Source organism: Pandoraea sp. 64-18 (assembly GCF_001899225.1).
In the GTDB taxonomy this organism is placed as follows: domain Bacteria; phylum Pseudomonadota; class Gammaproteobacteria; order Burkholderiales; family Burkholderiaceae; genus Pandoraea; species Pandoraea cepalis.
Window position 1 is genome coordinate 190,448 of record NZ_MKVU01000012.1, and the last position, 15,975, is coordinate 206,422.

The 15,975-nt window shown below is 65.4% G+C and carries 17 protein-coding genes; 16 read left to right on the top strand and 1 reads right to left on the bottom strand.

The window, feature by feature from the left end:
- The first annotated feature begins 21 nt into the window (after positions 1-21).
- The 16 genes from BGP02_RS09345 to BGP02_RS09420 all read left to right on the top strand — a co-directional run bounded on the left by BGP02_RS09345 (position 22) and on the right by BGP02_RS09420 (position 15,110).
- Positions 22-1,218 carry an ABC transporter substrate-binding protein gene (locus BGP02_RS09345; RefSeq protein WP_261939391.1) on the top strand — a complete coding sequence of 399 codons (1,197 nt, stop codon included), beginning with the start codon at positions 22-24 and terminating at the stop codon, positions 1,216-1,218.
- A gap of 37 nt (positions 1,219-1,255) precedes the next feature.
- Positions 1,256-2,128 carry a branched-chain amino acid ABC transporter permease gene (locus BGP02_RS09350; protein WP_286798392.1) on the top strand — a complete coding sequence of 291 codons (873 nt, stop codon included), beginning with the start codon at positions 1,256-1,258 and terminating at the stop codon, positions 2,126-2,128.
- A 10-nt stretch (positions 2,129-2,138) separates the two neighbouring features.
- Positions 2,139-3,227 carry a branched-chain amino acid ABC transporter permease gene (locus BGP02_RS09355; protein WP_261939390.1) on the top strand — a complete coding sequence of 363 codons (1,089 nt, stop codon included), beginning with the start codon at positions 2,139-2,141 and terminating at the stop codon, positions 3,225-3,227.
- Positions 3,224-3,976, top strand: coding sequence for an ABC transporter ATP-binding protein (locus BGP02_RS09360; RefSeq protein ID WP_017233990.1), 753 nt, complete (start codon positions 3,224-3,226; stop codon positions 3,974-3,976). The genes BGP02_RS09355 and BGP02_RS09360 overlap by 4 nt, the downstream gene beginning before the upstream one ends.
- Positions 3,969-4,688 (top strand): ABC transporter ATP-binding protein, encoded by a 720-nt coding sequence (locus BGP02_RS09365; protein ID WP_017233991.1) that lies wholly within the window; start codon positions 3,969-3,971, stop codon positions 4,686-4,688. The genes BGP02_RS09360 and BGP02_RS09365 overlap by 8 nt, the downstream gene beginning before the upstream one ends.
- Positions 4,689-4,723: 35 nt before the next feature.
- Complete coding sequence (locus BGP02_RS09370; RefSeq protein ID WP_286798393.1) at positions 4,724-5,479, top strand: PIG-L deacetylase family protein; 756 nt, start codon at positions 4,724-4,726, stop codon at positions 5,477-5,479.
- Positions 5,476-6,180 carry a 4-carboxy-4-hydroxy-2-oxoadipate aldolase/oxaloacetate decarboxylase gene (locus BGP02_RS09375; RefSeq protein WP_017233992.1) on the top strand — a complete coding sequence of 235 codons (705 nt, stop codon included), beginning with the start codon at positions 5,476-5,478 and terminating at the stop codon, positions 6,178-6,180. Before BGP02_RS09370 ends, BGP02_RS09375 begins: the two co-directional genes overlap by 4 nt.
- A gap of 10 nt (positions 6,181-6,190) precedes the next feature.
- Positions 6,191-7,309 (top strand): 4-oxalomesaconate tautomerase, encoded by a 1,119-nt coding sequence (locus BGP02_RS09380; protein WP_017233993.1) that lies wholly within the window; start codon positions 6,191-6,193, stop codon positions 7,307-7,309.
- Positions 7,306-8,061 carry an alpha/beta fold hydrolase gene (locus BGP02_RS09385; RefSeq protein WP_286798394.1) on the top strand — a complete coding sequence of 252 codons (756 nt, stop codon included), beginning with the start codon at positions 7,306-7,308 and terminating at the stop codon, positions 8,059-8,061. The genes BGP02_RS09380 and BGP02_RS09385 overlap by 4 nt, the downstream gene beginning before the upstream one ends.
- Entirely contained in the window at positions 8,058-8,540 is a 483-nt protein-coding gene (locus BGP02_RS09390; RefSeq protein WP_017233995.1) for a nuclear transport factor 2 family protein, read from the top strand. Before BGP02_RS09385 ends, BGP02_RS09390 begins: the two co-directional genes overlap by 4 nt.
- Positions 8,541-8,735: 195 nt before the next feature.
- A complete protein-coding gene (locus tag BGP02_RS09395) occupies positions 8,736-9,815 on the top strand; it encodes a porin (protein WP_369751577.1) in 1,080 nt (359 codons plus the stop codon).
- 270 nt (positions 9,816-10,085) lie between these two features.
- Positions 10,086-10,889 carry an HAD-IA family hydrolase gene (locus tag BGP02_RS09400; RefSeq protein ID WP_017233997.1) on the top strand — a complete coding sequence of 268 codons (804 nt, stop codon included), beginning with the start codon at positions 10,086-10,088 and terminating at the stop codon, positions 10,887-10,889.
- Positions 10,890-10,899: 10 nt separating this feature from the next.
- Complete coding sequence (slmA, locus tag BGP02_RS09405) at positions 10,900-11,556, top strand: nucleoid occlusion factor SlmA (protein WP_017233998.1); 657 nt, start codon at positions 10,900-10,902, stop codon at positions 11,554-11,556.
- Positions 11,557-11,867: 311 nt separating this feature from the next.
- Positions 11,868-13,049, top strand: a complete 1,182-nt coding sequence (gene metX, locus BGP02_RS09410) for a homoserine O-succinyltransferase MetX (RefSeq protein ID WP_017233999.1) — start codon at positions 11,868-11,870, stop codon at positions 13,047-13,049.
- Positions 13,046-13,708: a methionine biosynthesis protein MetW gene (metW, locus tag BGP02_RS09415; protein ID WP_017234000.1), complete on the top strand. Its 663-nt coding sequence runs from the start codon at positions 13,046-13,048 to the stop codon at positions 13,706-13,708. The genes metX and metW overlap by 4 nt, the downstream gene beginning before the upstream one ends.
- A gap of 106 nt (positions 13,709-13,814) precedes the next feature.
- A complete protein-coding gene (locus BGP02_RS09420) occupies positions 13,815-15,110 on the top strand; it encodes an AmpG family muropeptide MFS transporter (protein WP_286798395.1) in 1,296 nt (431 codons plus the stop codon).
- An 88-nt stretch (positions 15,111-15,198) separates the two neighbouring features.
- Here the strand turns inward: BGP02_RS09420 and BGP02_RS09425 are convergent, their stop codons facing one another.
- Positions 15,199-15,972, bottom strand: coding sequence for an exodeoxyribonuclease III (locus tag BGP02_RS09425; RefSeq protein WP_039830358.1), 774 nt, complete (start codon positions 15,970-15,972; stop codon positions 15,199-15,201).
- Positions 15,973-15,975: the final 3 nt, after the last annotated feature.

Sequence of the window (15,975 nt, forward strand, 5' to 3'; positions counted from 1 at the left end):
CGCCGACGAGGAGACGACATCATGATGAAGCGCCATCTGTGGCTTGCTGTAGCACTTGCGAGTGTTTGCCAATTCACCGCTGTCTCGGCGCATGCCGAGGAAATCAAGGTCGGCATGCTGGGGCTGTTCTCAGGCTCGGCGTCCTGGTGGGGCACGGAGTATCGTCGCGGCGTCAACCTGTGGCTCGAGCAGCACAAGAGCAAAGTGGGCGACGACACGCTCGTGATCCTTGAGCGTGACGAAGGCGGCGTCAACCCGCAACGCACGCGTCAGCTGGCGCAGGAGCTGGTGGTGCGCGATCAGGTGCAGTACCTGTTCGGCGGTTCGTTCACGCCGAACGTGCTGGCCATGGCCGATGTGGCGACGCAGACCAAGACGCCGCTCGTCATTGGCAATTCGGGCACGTCCAGTGTGACGCTCAAGTCGCCGTATTTCGTGCGTACGGGCTTCACGCAGTGGGCCGTGAGCGTGCCGCTCGTAGAGTACGCCGCCAGCAAGGGCGTGAAGAACGCGGCCATCGTGGTGGCCGACTTCGCGCCAGGCTACGACGCGATCGACGCCTACAGCGAGACGTTCAAGAAGGCGGGCGGCAAGATTGCCACCGAAGTGAAGGTGCCGCTCGGCACGACCGATTTTTCGAGTTATCTGCAACGTGTTCGCGATGCCAAGCCGGATGCCCTCTTCCTGTTCATGCCGGTGGGGCCGATGTCAGCCGGCTTCGTCAAGGCGTTCAAGGAGCGCGAACTCGACAAAGCGGGTATCCAGCTCTTCGCAACGACGGAGACGATGGAGTCCGATTTGCCGGCCATCGGCGACAGCGCAATCGGCACGATTACCGCCCTGCATTATTCGCCGTACCTGACGTCGCCGGAAAACACCTCATTCGTGAAGGCCTACAAGGCGAAGTACGGTCCGGGGGCGCTGCCGTCGATTGCCTCGGTGTCGGCCTACGACTCGATGACCGTCATCGCACAGATGATCAAGGCCACAAAGGGCAAGAAGGATGGCGACAAGGCGATCGCCGCCGTGAAGGGTTTCGCCTGGACGAGCGCCCGGGGTCCGGTGTCGATCGATCCGAAGACGCGTGAGATCGTGCAGAACGTGTATATCCGCCGGGTGGAGAACATCGACGGAAAGCTGGGCAACAAGCCCATCGAGACCTTCAAGTCGGTGGTCGAGCCGTGGCATGTGAGCCACCCCCAAGTGGCCGCCAAGTAACGCAGGCGTTGTCGCTCAGTTCGTTCGGTAATTCGTCATGACGCAATCGCTTGCCACTTTCCTGTCGTTGTCGATCGACGGTGTGGCCTACGGGATGTTGCTGTTCCTCATCTCCGTGGGTCTCACGGTCACGTTGGGCGTAATGCGCGTGGTCAATCTCGCGCACTCCGCCTTCGCCATGATCGGCGGATATTTCACCTTGTGGGCCATGCAGCGTGCCGGGCTCGATTTCTTCGCCGCGTTGCTCGTCGGTGTGGCGGGCACCATGGTGCTCGGTGCTGTGCTCGAACGCACGTTGTATCGCTGGGTCTACACGGCCAACGGTCTGGGGCAATTGCTCATGACGATCGGGCTCGCGTTCATCATCTGCGCGCTGGCCAAGCATCTCGCCGGGACCGAGCTGCAGTCGATTCCCATTCCCGAGGCACTGCGCGGCACATGGGACTTCGGTGCATTCTCCGTGTCCATCTATCGCATCTTCGCCCTGGTCTGCAGCGCGGTCGTGGCCCTCGGCATCTGGTGGGGGCTGGAGCGCACGCCGTTCGGCGCGAAGCTGCGCGCGGCCGTGGACAACCCGCGCATGGCGCGCTGCGTTGGCATCGACGTGCCGCTCGTGTTCTCGATCACATTTGCCATCGGATGCGGGCTGTCCGGACTAGGCGGCGCGCTGTCGAGCCAGATCCTGCCGCTTGAGCCTTATTACGGTCTGAAGTATCTGGTGCTCGTGCTGATCGTGGTGGCGGCCGGTGGTCTCGGCAGTCTGCGCGGCTCGCTCTATGCAGGCCTGCTGCTCGGCCTGATCGACACGCTGGGGCGCTATTACGTGCCAGCGCTCGGCGCTTTCATGATTTACCTGGCCGTGCTGGCCATTCTGCTGATCCGCCCGCAAGGGTTGGTCGGGCGCGCCTGAGCGGAGGGTCATGATGTCTCATACGAATCCGCTGCCGTCGGCCGCAGGCACGACGCACGTTGTCCCCGCGCTGCGACGCAAACGTCTCGGTGCACTCGATGCGGTGTTGCTTCTCGCTGCCGTTGCCACTTACTTCTTCGCCGATCTGTATCTCGCGCTCGCCACGAGCGTGCTGATCATGATCATCTTTGCGCTCTCGCTTGATCTCGTGCAGGGCTATTGCGGCATCGAGACACTCGGGCACGCGGCATTCTTCGGCAGCGGTGCCTACGCGGCCGGTCTCTTCGCGCTGCACGTCTCGCCCGACCCGCTGCTCGGGCTGGTCGCGGGTGCCGTGGTAGCGGCGCTGGTGGGGCTCGTCACCGGCGTCGTCGTGCTACGGGTAAGTGGGCTCACGCAGATCATGCTCACGCTCGTGTGCGCCACGCTGCTCTATGAGGCCGGCAACGTCGCGAAGTCGATCACGATGGGCGACGACGGCCTGACCGGCTACACCATCGCGCCGGTGCTGGGCAAGTTCGAGTTCGATATCTATGGACATACGGCGTATCTCTACGCACTCGCGGTGCTGCTCGTCGTGTATTTGTTCACGCAATTCCTCGTGAACTCGCCGTTCGGTCTGACCGTGAAGGGCATTCGCGAGAACGCCACGCGTATGTCGCTGCTCGGTGTGCGCGTCGGCTTGCGGCGCCTGATGCTTTACACCCTCGCCGCCGCCCTGGCCGGCGTCGCGGGCGCGCTCTCGGCACAGGTCAATAATATCGTCGCCCTCGACACACTGTCGTTTACGCTGTCGGCCAACGTGCTCGTGATGCTCGCCCTGGGCGGCACCGGACGCCTCTATGGCGCGGCCCTCGGTGCCATCGTCTTCATGGTGTTGTCCGATCGCATCGCGGCCATCGACCCGACGAACTGGCTCGCCGCCCTCGGCGTGTTGCTCATTGTCGTGGTGCGCTTCGCGCCCGACGGCCTGATCGGACTGGTGGATCGCTTTGCCGCTCGCGTCTCCCGTGCGCGGCGTCGCGACCCGCGCGCGATCGTGACGGACACCATCGGCAACACCCAGGCAACGACCACGGACAAGGAGGTGACACCGTGAGCGCTGCACTCGACATTCAGGGGCTGTCCAAGCGTTTCGGCCAGCTCGACGTCACACGCAACGTCAGCCTGTCGCTGCCCGTGGGCGCGCGACACGCGCTGATCGGCCCGAACGGCGCCGGCAAGAGCACGTTGATGAATCTGCTCACGGGCGTGCTCAAACCGAACGCGGGCGTGGTGCGCGTGGGGGGCACCGACGTGACATCGATGCCGTCGCACAAGCGCGTGAAGCTCGGTCTGGCGCGCACGTTCCAGCTCAACACGCTATTCGACACACTCACCGTGGCCGAGAACGTTGCGCTCGCCCTCTCGGCGCGCAGCGGCCTCGACGGTCGCGTCGGCAAGCCGATGGCCAGCCGTCCGGCAGTCGTAGAGGAAGCGGCGGAGCGTTTGCGCGCGCTCGGCATGCTCGATCTCGCGGGCAGGCGCATCGACGAGTTGGCCTACGGCCAACGTCGTCAGGTCGAAATCGCGCTCGGTCTGGCGCTCGATCCCAAGGTGCTGCTGCTCGACGAACCCGTGGCCGGGGTGCCGTCAGGGCAGGGCCGCAAGCTATTCGAATTGCTGGAGCGCTTGCCCGAAGACGTGGCGGTGATGGTCATCGAACACGACATGGATCTGGTCTTCCGGTTCGCGCGCCGCATCACGGTGCTGGTCGAAGGCGCGGTGCTGATGGAAGGCGAGAAGGACGACGTGCGCCGCGATCCGCGCGTGCGCGACATTTATCTGGGGCGTCGCCATCATGACTGACATCGTGCTCGAAGCCGGCGGGCTCAGCGCCGGGTACGGCGAGACCATTGTGCTCGAAGACGTGAGCCTGCGTCTGGCGTCGGGAGAAGCGCTCGCCATTCTCGGTCGCAACGGCGTGGGCAAGAGCACGCTGCTGCTCAGCCTGCTGGGACTGACCACGCGCCACGGCGGCGTGGTGCGTTATCGCCATGACGATATCTCGTCGTGGCCCGCGTACAAGCGAGCGCGCGCCGGGTTGGCGCTGGTGCCACAGGAACGCGAGATCTTCAAGTCGCTCACCGTCGAAGAAAACCTGCAGGTGTCCGCGATGGGGCCGGCCGACGGCGCCTGGACGCTTGATCGCGTGTACGACCTGTTCCCACGCCTGCACCAGCGGCGTCGCAACCTGGGCAACCAACTCTCGGGCGGCGAGCAGCAGATGCTGGCCATCGGCCGCGCGTTGATCGGCAATCCGCGCGTGCTGCTGTTCGACGAGCCATTCGAAGGGCTCGCACCGGTGATCGTCGATCAACTGGTCGATGCGTTCTGGAAGCTGCGCGCGGACGGCGGCATGGGCGTGGTGCTCGTGGAACAGCACGCGGAACTGGGATTGGAGCTGACGGACCGCGCACTGGTGCTCGACCGGGGCCGCGAGGTCTGGACGGGACGCAGCAGCGAACTGGCCGCATCGCCGGAACTGCTCGGCACGCTGGTCGGCTTGGAAAGTGCCTGAACGGGCACAGCACAACACGTATTGACGTCAAACATATGAGCACATCACAGCACACCCTCACCGGCGGATTGGCCGGCCTTGTGGTCAGCGCCCATTCGGCGGACTTCGTCTGGCGTGCGGCGGGCACGATTGCCACGCATGTCGCGCAGGGTTATCGCATGAAGGTCGTGTGCCTGTCCTTCGGCGAGCGTGGCGAGTCGGCCAAGCTCTGGCGCAAGGGCGCGGACATGACCGAGGCGAAGGTCAAGGTCGCGCGTCGCGAAGAAGCGCAGCGCGCGGCCGATATTCTCGGCGCGGAAATCGAATTCCTCGATATCGGCGACTACCCGATGCGCGTATCCGACGAAACGCTCTTCCGGCTCGTCGACATCTATCGCGAGCTGCAACCGTCGTTCGTGCTGAGCCACTCGGAGAAGGATCCGTATAACTTCGATCATCCGCTCGCGATGCACGTCACGCAGGAAGCCCGCGTCATTGCGCAGGCCGAGGGCCACAAGCCGGGCGGAAAGATCATCGGCGCTCCCGCCGTGCTCGCGTTCGAGCCGCATCAGACCGAGCAGTGCGAATGGATCCCGAACACCTTCGTCGACATCACGCCGGTGTGGGACACGAAGCGTGCCGCCATCGAGTGCATGGCGGGGCAGGAGCACTTGTGGGATTACTACACGCGCGTGGCGTTGCAACGCGGCGTGCAGGCCAAGCGCAACATCGGCATCGCCGCCGCGCGCGACATCAAGTACGCAGAGGGGCTCATGCGCCTCACGCCGGTCGTGACGGAGCAACTGTCATGATCCGCGGCGTCGTCGTTCGTCAAATTCCCCGTGTCGACGCCGCCACGCTCGACGTGCTGCGCAGCGCAGGCAGTGCCACGGTGCACGAAGCGCAGAGCCGGCTCGGCCTGATGGCCACGTACCTGCGCCCGATCTACGCCGGCGCTGCGGTGGCCGGCAGCGCGGTCACGGTGCTCGCGCCGCCCTCGGACAACTGGATGCTGCACGTTGCCGTGGAGCAGGCGCAGCCGGGCGACATCGTTGTGGTTGGCGTGACGTCGCCTTGCGACGACGGCTACTTCGGCGACCTGCTCGCCACGTCGATGAAGGCGCGCGGTGTCGCCGGCCTCGTCATCGATGCGGGCTGTCGCGACATCGGCACGCTCACCGACATGCGGTTTCCGGTGTGGTCGAAGGCCATCTCGTCACAGGGCACGGTCAAGGAGACGCTCGGCTCGGTGAACGTGCCGGTCGTGTGCGCCCATCAGATCGTGAACCCGGGCGACGTGATCGTCGCGGACGACGACGGCGTGGTCGTGGTGCCGTTCGCGAACGCCGAGGCCGTGGCCAAGGCGGCGGCCGCACGCGGTGCCGACGAAGCCTACAAGCGCGGTGTGCTCGCGGGCGGCACGCTGGGGCTCGACTATTACAAGATGCGCGAACGCCTTGCCGCGAAGGGCTTGCGCTACGTCGATTCGCTCGACGAGCTGCAAGGCGAATGAGGACCGCGACGTGACGCATTCGCAAACGCGTATCCGGGCGGCCGTCATGCGGGGCGGCACCTCGAAGGGGTTGTACTTCCTCGCCGAGGATTTGCCTGAGCAGGGCGCCGCGCGCGACGCCGTGCTGCTCGCGGCGATGGGCTCGCCCGACGCACGTCAGATCGACGGCATGGGCGGTGCGAATCCGCTCACGAGCAAGGTCGCCATCGTCTCGCGCGCCACGCGGCCCGACGCCGACGTGGACTATCTCTTTGCCCAGGTCGTGGTCGATGAAGCGCGTGTCGACTATGGACAGAACTGCGGCAACCTTCTCGCCGGGGTGGGGCCGTTCGCGATCGAGCGGGGGCTCGTGAGCGCACCGGGTGACGTGACGGACGTCGGCATTCACATGCTCAATACGGGGCAGGTGGCGGTGGCCACCGTGCAGACCCCGCGCGGCGTGGTGAAGTACGACGGCGACGTGGCCATCGACGGTGTGCCGGGCACGGCTGCCCCGATTCCGTTGATGTTTCGCGATACGGCAGGTTCCTCCTGCGGTGCGCTGTTCCCGACGGGGCAGCGTCAGGACGTCGTGGACGGCATCACGGTGACATGCATCGACAACGGCATGCCGCTCGTGCTCCTGCGCGCGGCGGACCTGGGCATCACTGGCGCTGAGTCTTGCGAGCAGCTCGACTCGGCGCCAGCGTTTCAGACGATGCGCGACCGGATCGAGGCCATTCGACTGGCCGTCGGCCCGCGCATGCATCTTGGCGACGTGCGTTCGCGCACGGTGCCCAAGATGTGTCTCGTCGCGCCGCCGAAGGCCGGTGGCGCCCTCGCGACACGTTGTTTCATCCCACATCGTTGCCACTCGTCCATCGGCGTGTTGGCGGCAGTGAGCGTGGCGACGGCTGCCGCGCTGCCGGGCACCGTTTGCCACGCGATGGCCGTGGTGCCGGACGACGACGCGCCGCTGCTCGCCATCGAACACCCGACGGGCGAATTCACCGTGCGCCTCGCGCTCGGCGTTGATGCCGACGGTGCGCCGGATGTCGCCGGCGCCGGCCTGCTGCGCACCGCGCGCTGGCTCTTCGACGGCGAGGTGTGCATACCGAATCGTGCTTGGCCGCAGGGAGGAAAACCATGAGTGTCGAACGTTCCCCGTTGCTCCTGCTCCCCGGCTTGCTTTGCGATCACGTGGCCTGGGCAGCCACCGCGGCAGCGCTGCCGCAATACGATTGCCGCGTTCCCACGTGGGGCATGCTCGACACCATCGACGCGATGGCCGATCACGTGTTGGCAAGTACCGCCGAGCCGTGCTTCGCCCTCGCAGGGCACTCGATGGGCGGACGCGTGGCGCTGGAAGTGGTGCGTCGCGCACCGCATCGCGTCACGCATCTTGCGCTGCTCGACACGGGTTATCAGGCGCTGCCCGACGGCGAGGCGGCCGAGAAGGAACGTGCCGGACGCGCCGCCTTGCTCGCGCGCGCGCGCGAAGCCGGCATGCGGGCGATGGGGCAGGTATGGGCGACCGGGATGGTGCATCCCGACCAGATCGGCACGCCGCTGTTCGGCGCGATTCTCGACATGATCGAGCGCAGCCACCCCGATCAGTTTGCCGCCCAGATTCATGCATTGCTCGGTCGACCGGATGCAACGTCGCTGTTGGGCGGCGTTCGCTGTCCGACGCTCGTGTTGTGCGCCCGGCAGGACACCTGGAGCCCGCTCGCGCGTCACGAAGTGATGGCGGGGCTCATCCCGGGGAGCGTGCTGCACGTCATAGAACACAGTGGCCATATGAGTCCGATGGAGCGCCCGCAGGACGTGGCGCAGGCCATGCGGACGTGGCTGGCATGGCCCGCGTCGGGCACCGCACCCACCGAGGGGCGCGACGCATGACGAACGATGCCGCCGATCAGGACCTGACGCCCGGCGTCGACCCGCAATCGCTCGACGCCCTGCTGGCCAAACAGGCTTGCCACGACCTGGTGATGCGCTTCGTCGCCTGCAACGACCGGCGCGACGCGCAGGGACTCGCCGCGCTGTTTGCCGAGGCGGGGGTGCTCGTGCGCCCCAACGGCGACGCGCTCATTGGCCCCGTCGCCATTGCGGCTGCCTATGCGCAGCGTCCAGTCGATCGGCTCACGCGGCATCTCGTAGGCAACGTGCTGATCGATGTCACGTCGCCGACGCGCGCAATCGGCAGCAGCACGGTGTTGCTCTGGAGCGGCTCGGCACACGATGTGCCGGGGCCATTCGGACGTCCGGCACAGGGCCGGCAGGTCATGGGGGAGTTCGAAGACACGTTCGTGCGGACCGCGCAGGGTTGGCGCATTGCCCGCCGCGAAGCGCGTTTCGCTTTCGTACGCGAGGCGTGAGGAAAAAACAGCATCGCACGTCGCGCCATCCCTGCACTTGAACCCGGCCGAGGGCGCAGTCAGGGCGGTGGTTCCAAGGGCAGTACCCGAGGCGGCCAGCATGCCGTCTTGCAAAAGACTGGGCCGGCGAGGTTGCCAACGGTCCGGAGGTTGAAGTCTGTAGTTGCTGTGTATTTCAAAAACAAGGGGACAGAAGTGAAAGTGAAACATGCATTGGCCGCTGGCCTGCTGCTGGGGGCGGGCCTGGCGCACGCACAAAGCAACGTGACGCTGTACGGGATCGTCGATACCGGCATCGCCTACTACAACAACGCCGCCACGGGCGGTAGCTTCATCGGCGAGCCGACCCTCACGGGCAAGGTGCCGTCGCGCTTCGGCTTCAAGGGCGTGGAAGATCTGGGCGGCGGCCTGAAAGCCGTCTTCACGTTGGAAAGCGGCTTCCAGCCGGGCACCGGCAACCTGAACTACGGCGGACGTCTGTTCGGCCGTCAGGCGAACGTCGGTCTGTCGGGCGATTGGGGCACGGTGCTCCTCGGCCGTCAGAACAACATGACGTTCTACGTGACCGGCAACGCCGACGTGATCGGACCGTCGATCTTCTCGCTGGCCAGCGTCGATCCGTACATCGCCAGCGCACGTAGCGACAGCGCGGTCGGCTACATGGGTAAATTCTCCGGCGTGACGCTCGGCGCGACGTATAGCTTCGGGCGCGATGGCTCGTCCGCCGGCGGTCCGTCGGCCACGAACTGCGCGGGCAACGTCGCCGGCAACTACCAGGCCTGCAAGCAGTTCACGGGCCTGATCGGCTACGACTACCAGAACTTCGGCATTTCGGCATCGTACGACCAGATGCGCGGCAACACGGGCGCCGCGGCCCCGCTGACCAGCTCGCGTTACACCGACTCGCACTCGGTCATCAACGCGTACTACAAATGGTCGACGGGACGCGTGGGCGGTGGCTGGATTCACCGTAACGTGAGCGCCGATGCCGCCTCGCTGCGCTCGGACATCTACTTCATCGGCGTGAGCTATCTGCCGACGATCACGTGGGCGTTCGACGCGCAGGCCATTCGCTACCAGTTGAAGAGCCGTGCCAACGCGACGATGCTCATCGGCCGCGCCTCGTACTCGCTCTCGAAGCGCACGTCGCTGTATGGCCTGGTCGGCTGGGTGGCAAACAGCCAAAACGGCGCGGTGGCGATTGCCGCAGGCGGCTCGGTTGCCACGGGCGGTAATCAGTTCGGCACGATGCTGGGCATTCAGCACACGTTCTGATCGGTGGCGCTGGCGATGACGCGAAAGACGTCATCGAGGCGCCATGACAACGGCCAGATCGCGCAGCATCGCGTGTCGTTCAGGCGTGGGGATCGTCCGGGGGGGCGATCCCCACGTGATGCGGTGCTGCGCCCCGAGGTTTGTCAAAGCGGGATTCACGCGCTAGCATCGTGCCTAGCCATGGCGGCAATGTGTTCTGCGACAGGAAGGGTGGCTGTCGGGGCGCGGCAGCCATCTCCCCGTATCTCCTCGCATGAATCCGCTATCTTCGTGTCTTCTTCTCACGTTCTGAGCCGGCGACGCCGGGCGCCCCGCGCCCGCAGCGAACACGGCACGCGCGGTCCGGTCTGGCTGTTCGATCTGGACAACACGCTGCATCGCGCGTCGCACGCGATCTTTCCGCGCATCAATCGCGCGATGACGGCCTATATCGTCGAGAAGCTGGGGCTGCCGCCCGACGAAGCCAATCGTCTGCGTACCGACTACACGGCGAAGTATGGGGCCGTGCTGCTGGGCCTCATCAAGCATCACGCCATCGATCCACATGAGTTTCTGGCGCGCGTGCACGAGCTGCCGCCGCTGGTCGAGGTGCTGCGCGCCGAGCGCGGGATCGCCCGCCTGCTCGCCGGCCTGCCCGGGCGCAAAATTCTCCTGACCAATGCGCCCGCGCATTACGCCCTGCCGATTGTCGAGGCGCTGGGCATTCGCCGACATTTCGAGCGCTGCGTGAGCATCGAGGACATGGCGGACCGCCGGGCCTGGCGCGCCAAACCGGACGCGATCATGTTGCGTCGTCTGCTGGTGCGCGAGGGCCTCGCGCCGTATCGGACGTGGCTGGTCGAAGACACGCGCTCCCACCTCAAGCACCTCCGGCATTTCGGTATCAAGACGGTCTGGATCACGGGGCATCTGCCGGCCAGAAACAGTCTTGGCGATGCCATGCCGCGCAGTGGGCGCCCACACTACGTGGATATCAAAGTACAATCTCTGCGCGAGTTACGGGCGCGCCTTGCGACCGGGGCCGGTGCGAGACGCGCAGCCCGAGCCGCCCGACCCAAAAATACCTACCGATAACGACCAGACGATGCAGCAGGAAAACTCTTCGAGCGGTGCCGGTTACGGCGCCGCCGATGCGCTTGAGGCCGTGCCCGCGCCAGTGAAGACAACCCGCCCCAAGCCGGGTGAGCGCCGGGTGCAGGTGTTGCAGACCCTCGCCGCCATGCTCGAGACGCCCAAGGGCGAAAAGATCACCACGGCCGCGCTCGCCGCGCGTCTCGACGTTTCCGAAGCGGCGCTCTATCGCCACTTCGCGAGCAAGGCCCAGATGTTCGAGGGTCTGATCGAGTTCATCGAACAGACCATCTTCGGTTTGATCAACCAGATCTCCGCGCAGGATCAGGACGGCGTGACGCAAGCACGCGCCATCGTGCTGATGCTGCTCGGGTTCGCAGAGAAGAACCCCGGCATGACGCGCGTGCTGACCGGCGAAGCGCTGGTCGGCGAACACGAGCGCTTGCAGGAGCGCATGAACCAGTTGCTCGACCGCATCGAGGCCTCGCTGCGCCAGGTGTTGCGTCTGGCGTGTGCACAGGGCACGCTGCCGGAGACGTTCGATGCCAACTCGCGCGCCAACCTGCTCGTGTCTTACGTGCTCGGCCGCTGGCATCGCTTCGCCAAGAGCGGCTTCAAGCGCTCGCCGGTCGAGGGGGCCGAGCCCCAGATCGCCGCGCTCCTGCGCTAAGATCCCGGGTCTGCGCCGACGGCGCGGATTACGTTATACTTTTGCTTCCCGCGCCGAGGCCGACGTACGTTTGACAGGCTTTGACGCGATGATTGGCGCGCCGATTTGGTGACTCGCTTGCGGGCGCGCGAATGACTCTGACAGGGGGCTTCCCGGCAGAGGGCATTCATTAAAAATGCGGCTAAAGAGGTCGTGCGCGCACGCCGCCGTTTTTCCGTCGACCCCTTTTCCCGCACAGAACGCTTCAGGACGCCGTCCGTCGACCCTTGTCGACTGGGGCGCTGGCCCCGGCATGTTTCGGAAAGGGAGTTATGGAATCTTCAATCGGAATCGTCACACCGCAGCGGATGCACTTCGCTGAGCCGCTGGCACTGCAGAACGGCAGCATGCTCGCCGGCTACGACCTGATGGTCGAGACCTACGGTGAATTGAACGCCGATCGCAGCAATGCGGTGCTGGTGTGTCACGCGCTCAATGCGTCGCATCATGTGGCCGGTATCGCCGCCGACAATCCCAAGGACATCGGCTGGTGGGACAACATGGTCGGGCCCGGCAAGCCGCTCGACACGAATCGCTTCTTCGTCATCGGCGTGAACAACCTCGGCTCGTGCTTCGGCTCGACCGGGCCGATGAGTCTCGACCCAGCCACAGGCACACCGTACGGCGCCCGCTTCCCCGTCGTGACCGTCGAAGACTGGGTCAATGCGCAGGCGCGCGTGGCCGATGCGTTCGGCATCCACAAGTTCGCGGCGGTGATGGGCGGCAGTCTCGGCGGCATGCAGGCGTTGGCGTGGAGCATCATGTATCCGGAGCGCATTGGGCATTGTCTGGTGATCGCCTCCACACCGAAGCTCTCGGCGCAGAACATCGCCTTCAACGAAGTGGCGCGCTCGGCCATCCTTTCCGATCCGGACTTCTACGGTGGCAACTATTACGCGCATGGCGTGGTGCCGCGTCGCGGTCTGCGCGTGGCGCGCATGATCGGCCACATCACCTATCTGTCCGACGAGGACATGGCGACCAAGTTCGGCCGCGCGCTGCGCCGTGCCGAGGTGATGGCCGACGGCGTAAAGGGCGACGGCAACGCGCAGGACGAAGGCTATCGCTTCAGCTTCGACGTGGAGTTTGAGGTGGAGTCGTACCTGCGCTATCAGGGCGACAAATTCGCCGAGTACTTCGACGCCAACACCTATCTGCTGATCACGCGCGCGCTCGATTATTTCGACCCGGCCCGCACCGTGGGCGGCGATCTGGCGAAGGCGTTGTCGCACACCACGGCCAAGTACCTGATTGTGTCGTTCGCGACCGATTGGCGTTTCGCGCCCGCGCGCTCGCGCGAGATCGTCAAGGCGCTGCTCGACACGCGCCGTACCGTGAGCTACGCCGAGATCGACGCGCCGCACGGGCACGACGCCTTCCTGCTCACCGATGCGCGCTATCACAACCTGGTGCGCGCCTACTACGAACGTATCGCCCAGGAGGTCGGGGTATGAGTCAGTCCACGGTACCGGTGAACAGCGCCCAGGCGGCGGCGCTCGCGGCGTCGCGGGGCCGTATTGCGGCGTCGCTGGCCGAGCGGCCCGATTTCCGGGTGATCGCGCGATGGATCGAACCGTCGTCGCAGGTGCTCGATCTCGGGTGCAGCGACGGCTCGCTGCTGCGTTTGCTGATCGACGAACTCGACGTGAGCGGCTACGGCGTAGAGATCGACGACGCTGGCGTGCTGGCCTCGGCGCAGCGCGGCATCAACGTCATCCAGCAAAACATGGAAGACGGGCTGAAGCTCTTTGAGGATCAGAGCTTCGATACGGTCATTCTGTCGCAGACCTTGCAGACGCTTCACCGCACGGCGGACATTCTGCGCGAGACCGTGCGGGTCGGCCGCGAAGCGATCGTGTCGTTCCCGAATTTTGGTTATTGGCCGCACCGGCTGTCGGTGTTGCAGGGACGCATGCCGGTGTCGAAGAGCCTGCCGTTCCAGTGGCATAACACGCCGAACGTGCGCGTGCTGACCATCAAGGACTTCGAGGCGTTGGCCCCGGACGTCGGTGTGCAGATTCTCGATCGGGCCGTGCTGCATAACGGGCGACTCGTGTCCGTGGGCGCGAACTGGCGTGGTAGTCTTGCGGTCTATCGCGTCAAGCGTTCCTGAACCGACGGCAGCTAACGGGGCAGCGAAGCGCCGGGCCCCTGGCGGGTGAAGGCAAAGGGGGCCGGGTGCCGTGCACCGCGGGCGGCTGGCCCCAACTGTCCTTTCCATGACCGATTCGCTGCCGCCCGACGACGGGCGCGTCTTCCACCCCACGCGGATGCTCATCTGCGTGATTCTCGGTTTCACCTCCGGCTTGCCGCTGTTCATCCTGCTCAACCTGGTGCAGGCGTGGCTGCGCAGCGAGCACGTGGACCTCAAGGCCATCGGCCTGTTCGCCCTCATCCAGTTTCCGTACACGTGGAAGTTCCTGTGGGCGCCGCTCATGGATCGCTTCGCGCCCAACGTGTTCGGATGGAAGCCGGGACGGCGACGCGGCTGGATGTTCGTCACGCAACTGCTGGTGGCAGGTGTGGTGGCGCTCATGGGAACGTATTCGCCGCAGCGCGACCTGATGACGATTGCCGCGCTCGCGGCCGCGCTGGCGTTCTTCAGCGCCAGTCTGGACATTTCTCTGGATGCCTATCGGCGTGAGTTGCTGTCCGACCGCGAGCAGGGGCTCGGCACGGCGATGCACGTGAATGCCTACAAGGTGGCGGGACTCGTGCCGGGGTCCCTGGCTCTCATCATGGCCGATCATCTGCCGTGGTCGCAGGTGTTCTTCGCGACGGCGGCGTTCATGCTGCCGGGCATCGTGATGACGCTCGTCGTCAAGGAGCCGGCGATTCGCGGTACGCCGCCGAAGACGCTGCGCGAGGCGGTGGTCGAGCCGTTCCACGAGTTCGTCACGCGCGGCGGCTGGGCAAAGGCGCTGTTGGTGCTCGCGTTTATCTTTCTCTACAAGTTGGGCGATTCGATGGCGACGTCGCTGGCCACGTCGTTCTACCTGGATCTGGGATTCACGAAGACGCAGATCGGCGTGGTCGCCAAGGCGACGAGCCTGTGGGCGAGCGTGGCGGGGGGCATCATCGGCGGGGTTTGGCTGATCAAACTTGGCATCAACCGTGGGCTATGGGTGTTCGGCGTGCTGCAACTGGTGTCGGTGCTGGGCTTCGCGTGGCTGGCGAAGGCAGGGCCGGTCGTCACGGGGCTGGGCGCGGTGATCGCCTTCGAAGCGTTCACGGCCGGGTTGGGCACGGCGGCGTTTACCGCCTACATTGCCCGTACCACCGACCCGCGTTACACGGCGACGCAGTTCGCGCTGTTCACGAGTCTGGCGTCGGTGCCACGCACGTTCGCGAACGCGGGCACCGGGTATATCGTCGACGGCGTGGGCTGGGTGACGTTCTTCCTCATCTGCACGTTGCTGGCCGTGCCGGGCATGCTGCTCTTGCCGAAGGTCGCCCCCTGGGGAGCCGACGATGACGACGGCGATGGCGTGCCCGCGGCAAGCGGGTCGCGCTGACGCGAAGGGGCCGGCACCGTTCGTCGCCTTCGCTGTGATGCTATGGCTCGGGCGCGGCACGAGCGTGCCGGCCCCTTGGGCGTCTGGATTACAGCGCGTGATCGTAGTCGACCGTAAGCGGCGCGTGGTCGCTGAACTTGATGTCGCGAAACACGGAGGTTGTCTTGGCTTTGCCGGCGATGCCGGGCGTGGCGATCTGGTAGTCGATGCGCCAGCCGACGTTCTTCGCATAGGCTTGTCCGCGATTGCTCCACCACGTGTATTGATCGGCGCGCGGGTCGAGCGTGCGGAAGACGTCGACATAGCCGTGGTCGTCGAACAACTGGGTGAGCCAGGCGCGCTCTTCTGGCAGGAAGCCTGAGTTCTTCAGGTTGCCCTTCCAGTTCTTGATGTCGATTTCCTTGTGCGCGATGTTCACGTCGCCGCACAGGACGACCTCGCGTCCCGCCGCCTTGAGCGCGAGCAGATGCGGCATGAAGTCGGCCATGAAGCGGAACTTGGCGGTTTGTCGTTCCTCACCACTCGAGCCCGACGGGATGTACACCGAAATGACCGACAGGTTGCCGTAACGCACTTCGACATAGCGGCCCTCGGCATCGAACTCCGCATTGCCCCAGCCGACGACGACGTCGTCCGGCTCGCGTCGCACGTAGACGCCCGCGCCGCTGTAGCCCTTCTTCTGCGCGTAATGGAAGTGGCCCTGGTAGTCGTGGGGCGTGAGGAAGTCCGCTGTCATGTCCGGCAACTGCGCCTTGATTTCCTGCACGCACAGGATGTCGGCGTCCTGATTGCCGAACCACTCGAAAAAGCCCTTCTTGGCGGCCGATCGCACGCCGTTCAGATTCGCGGTAATGATGCGCATGAG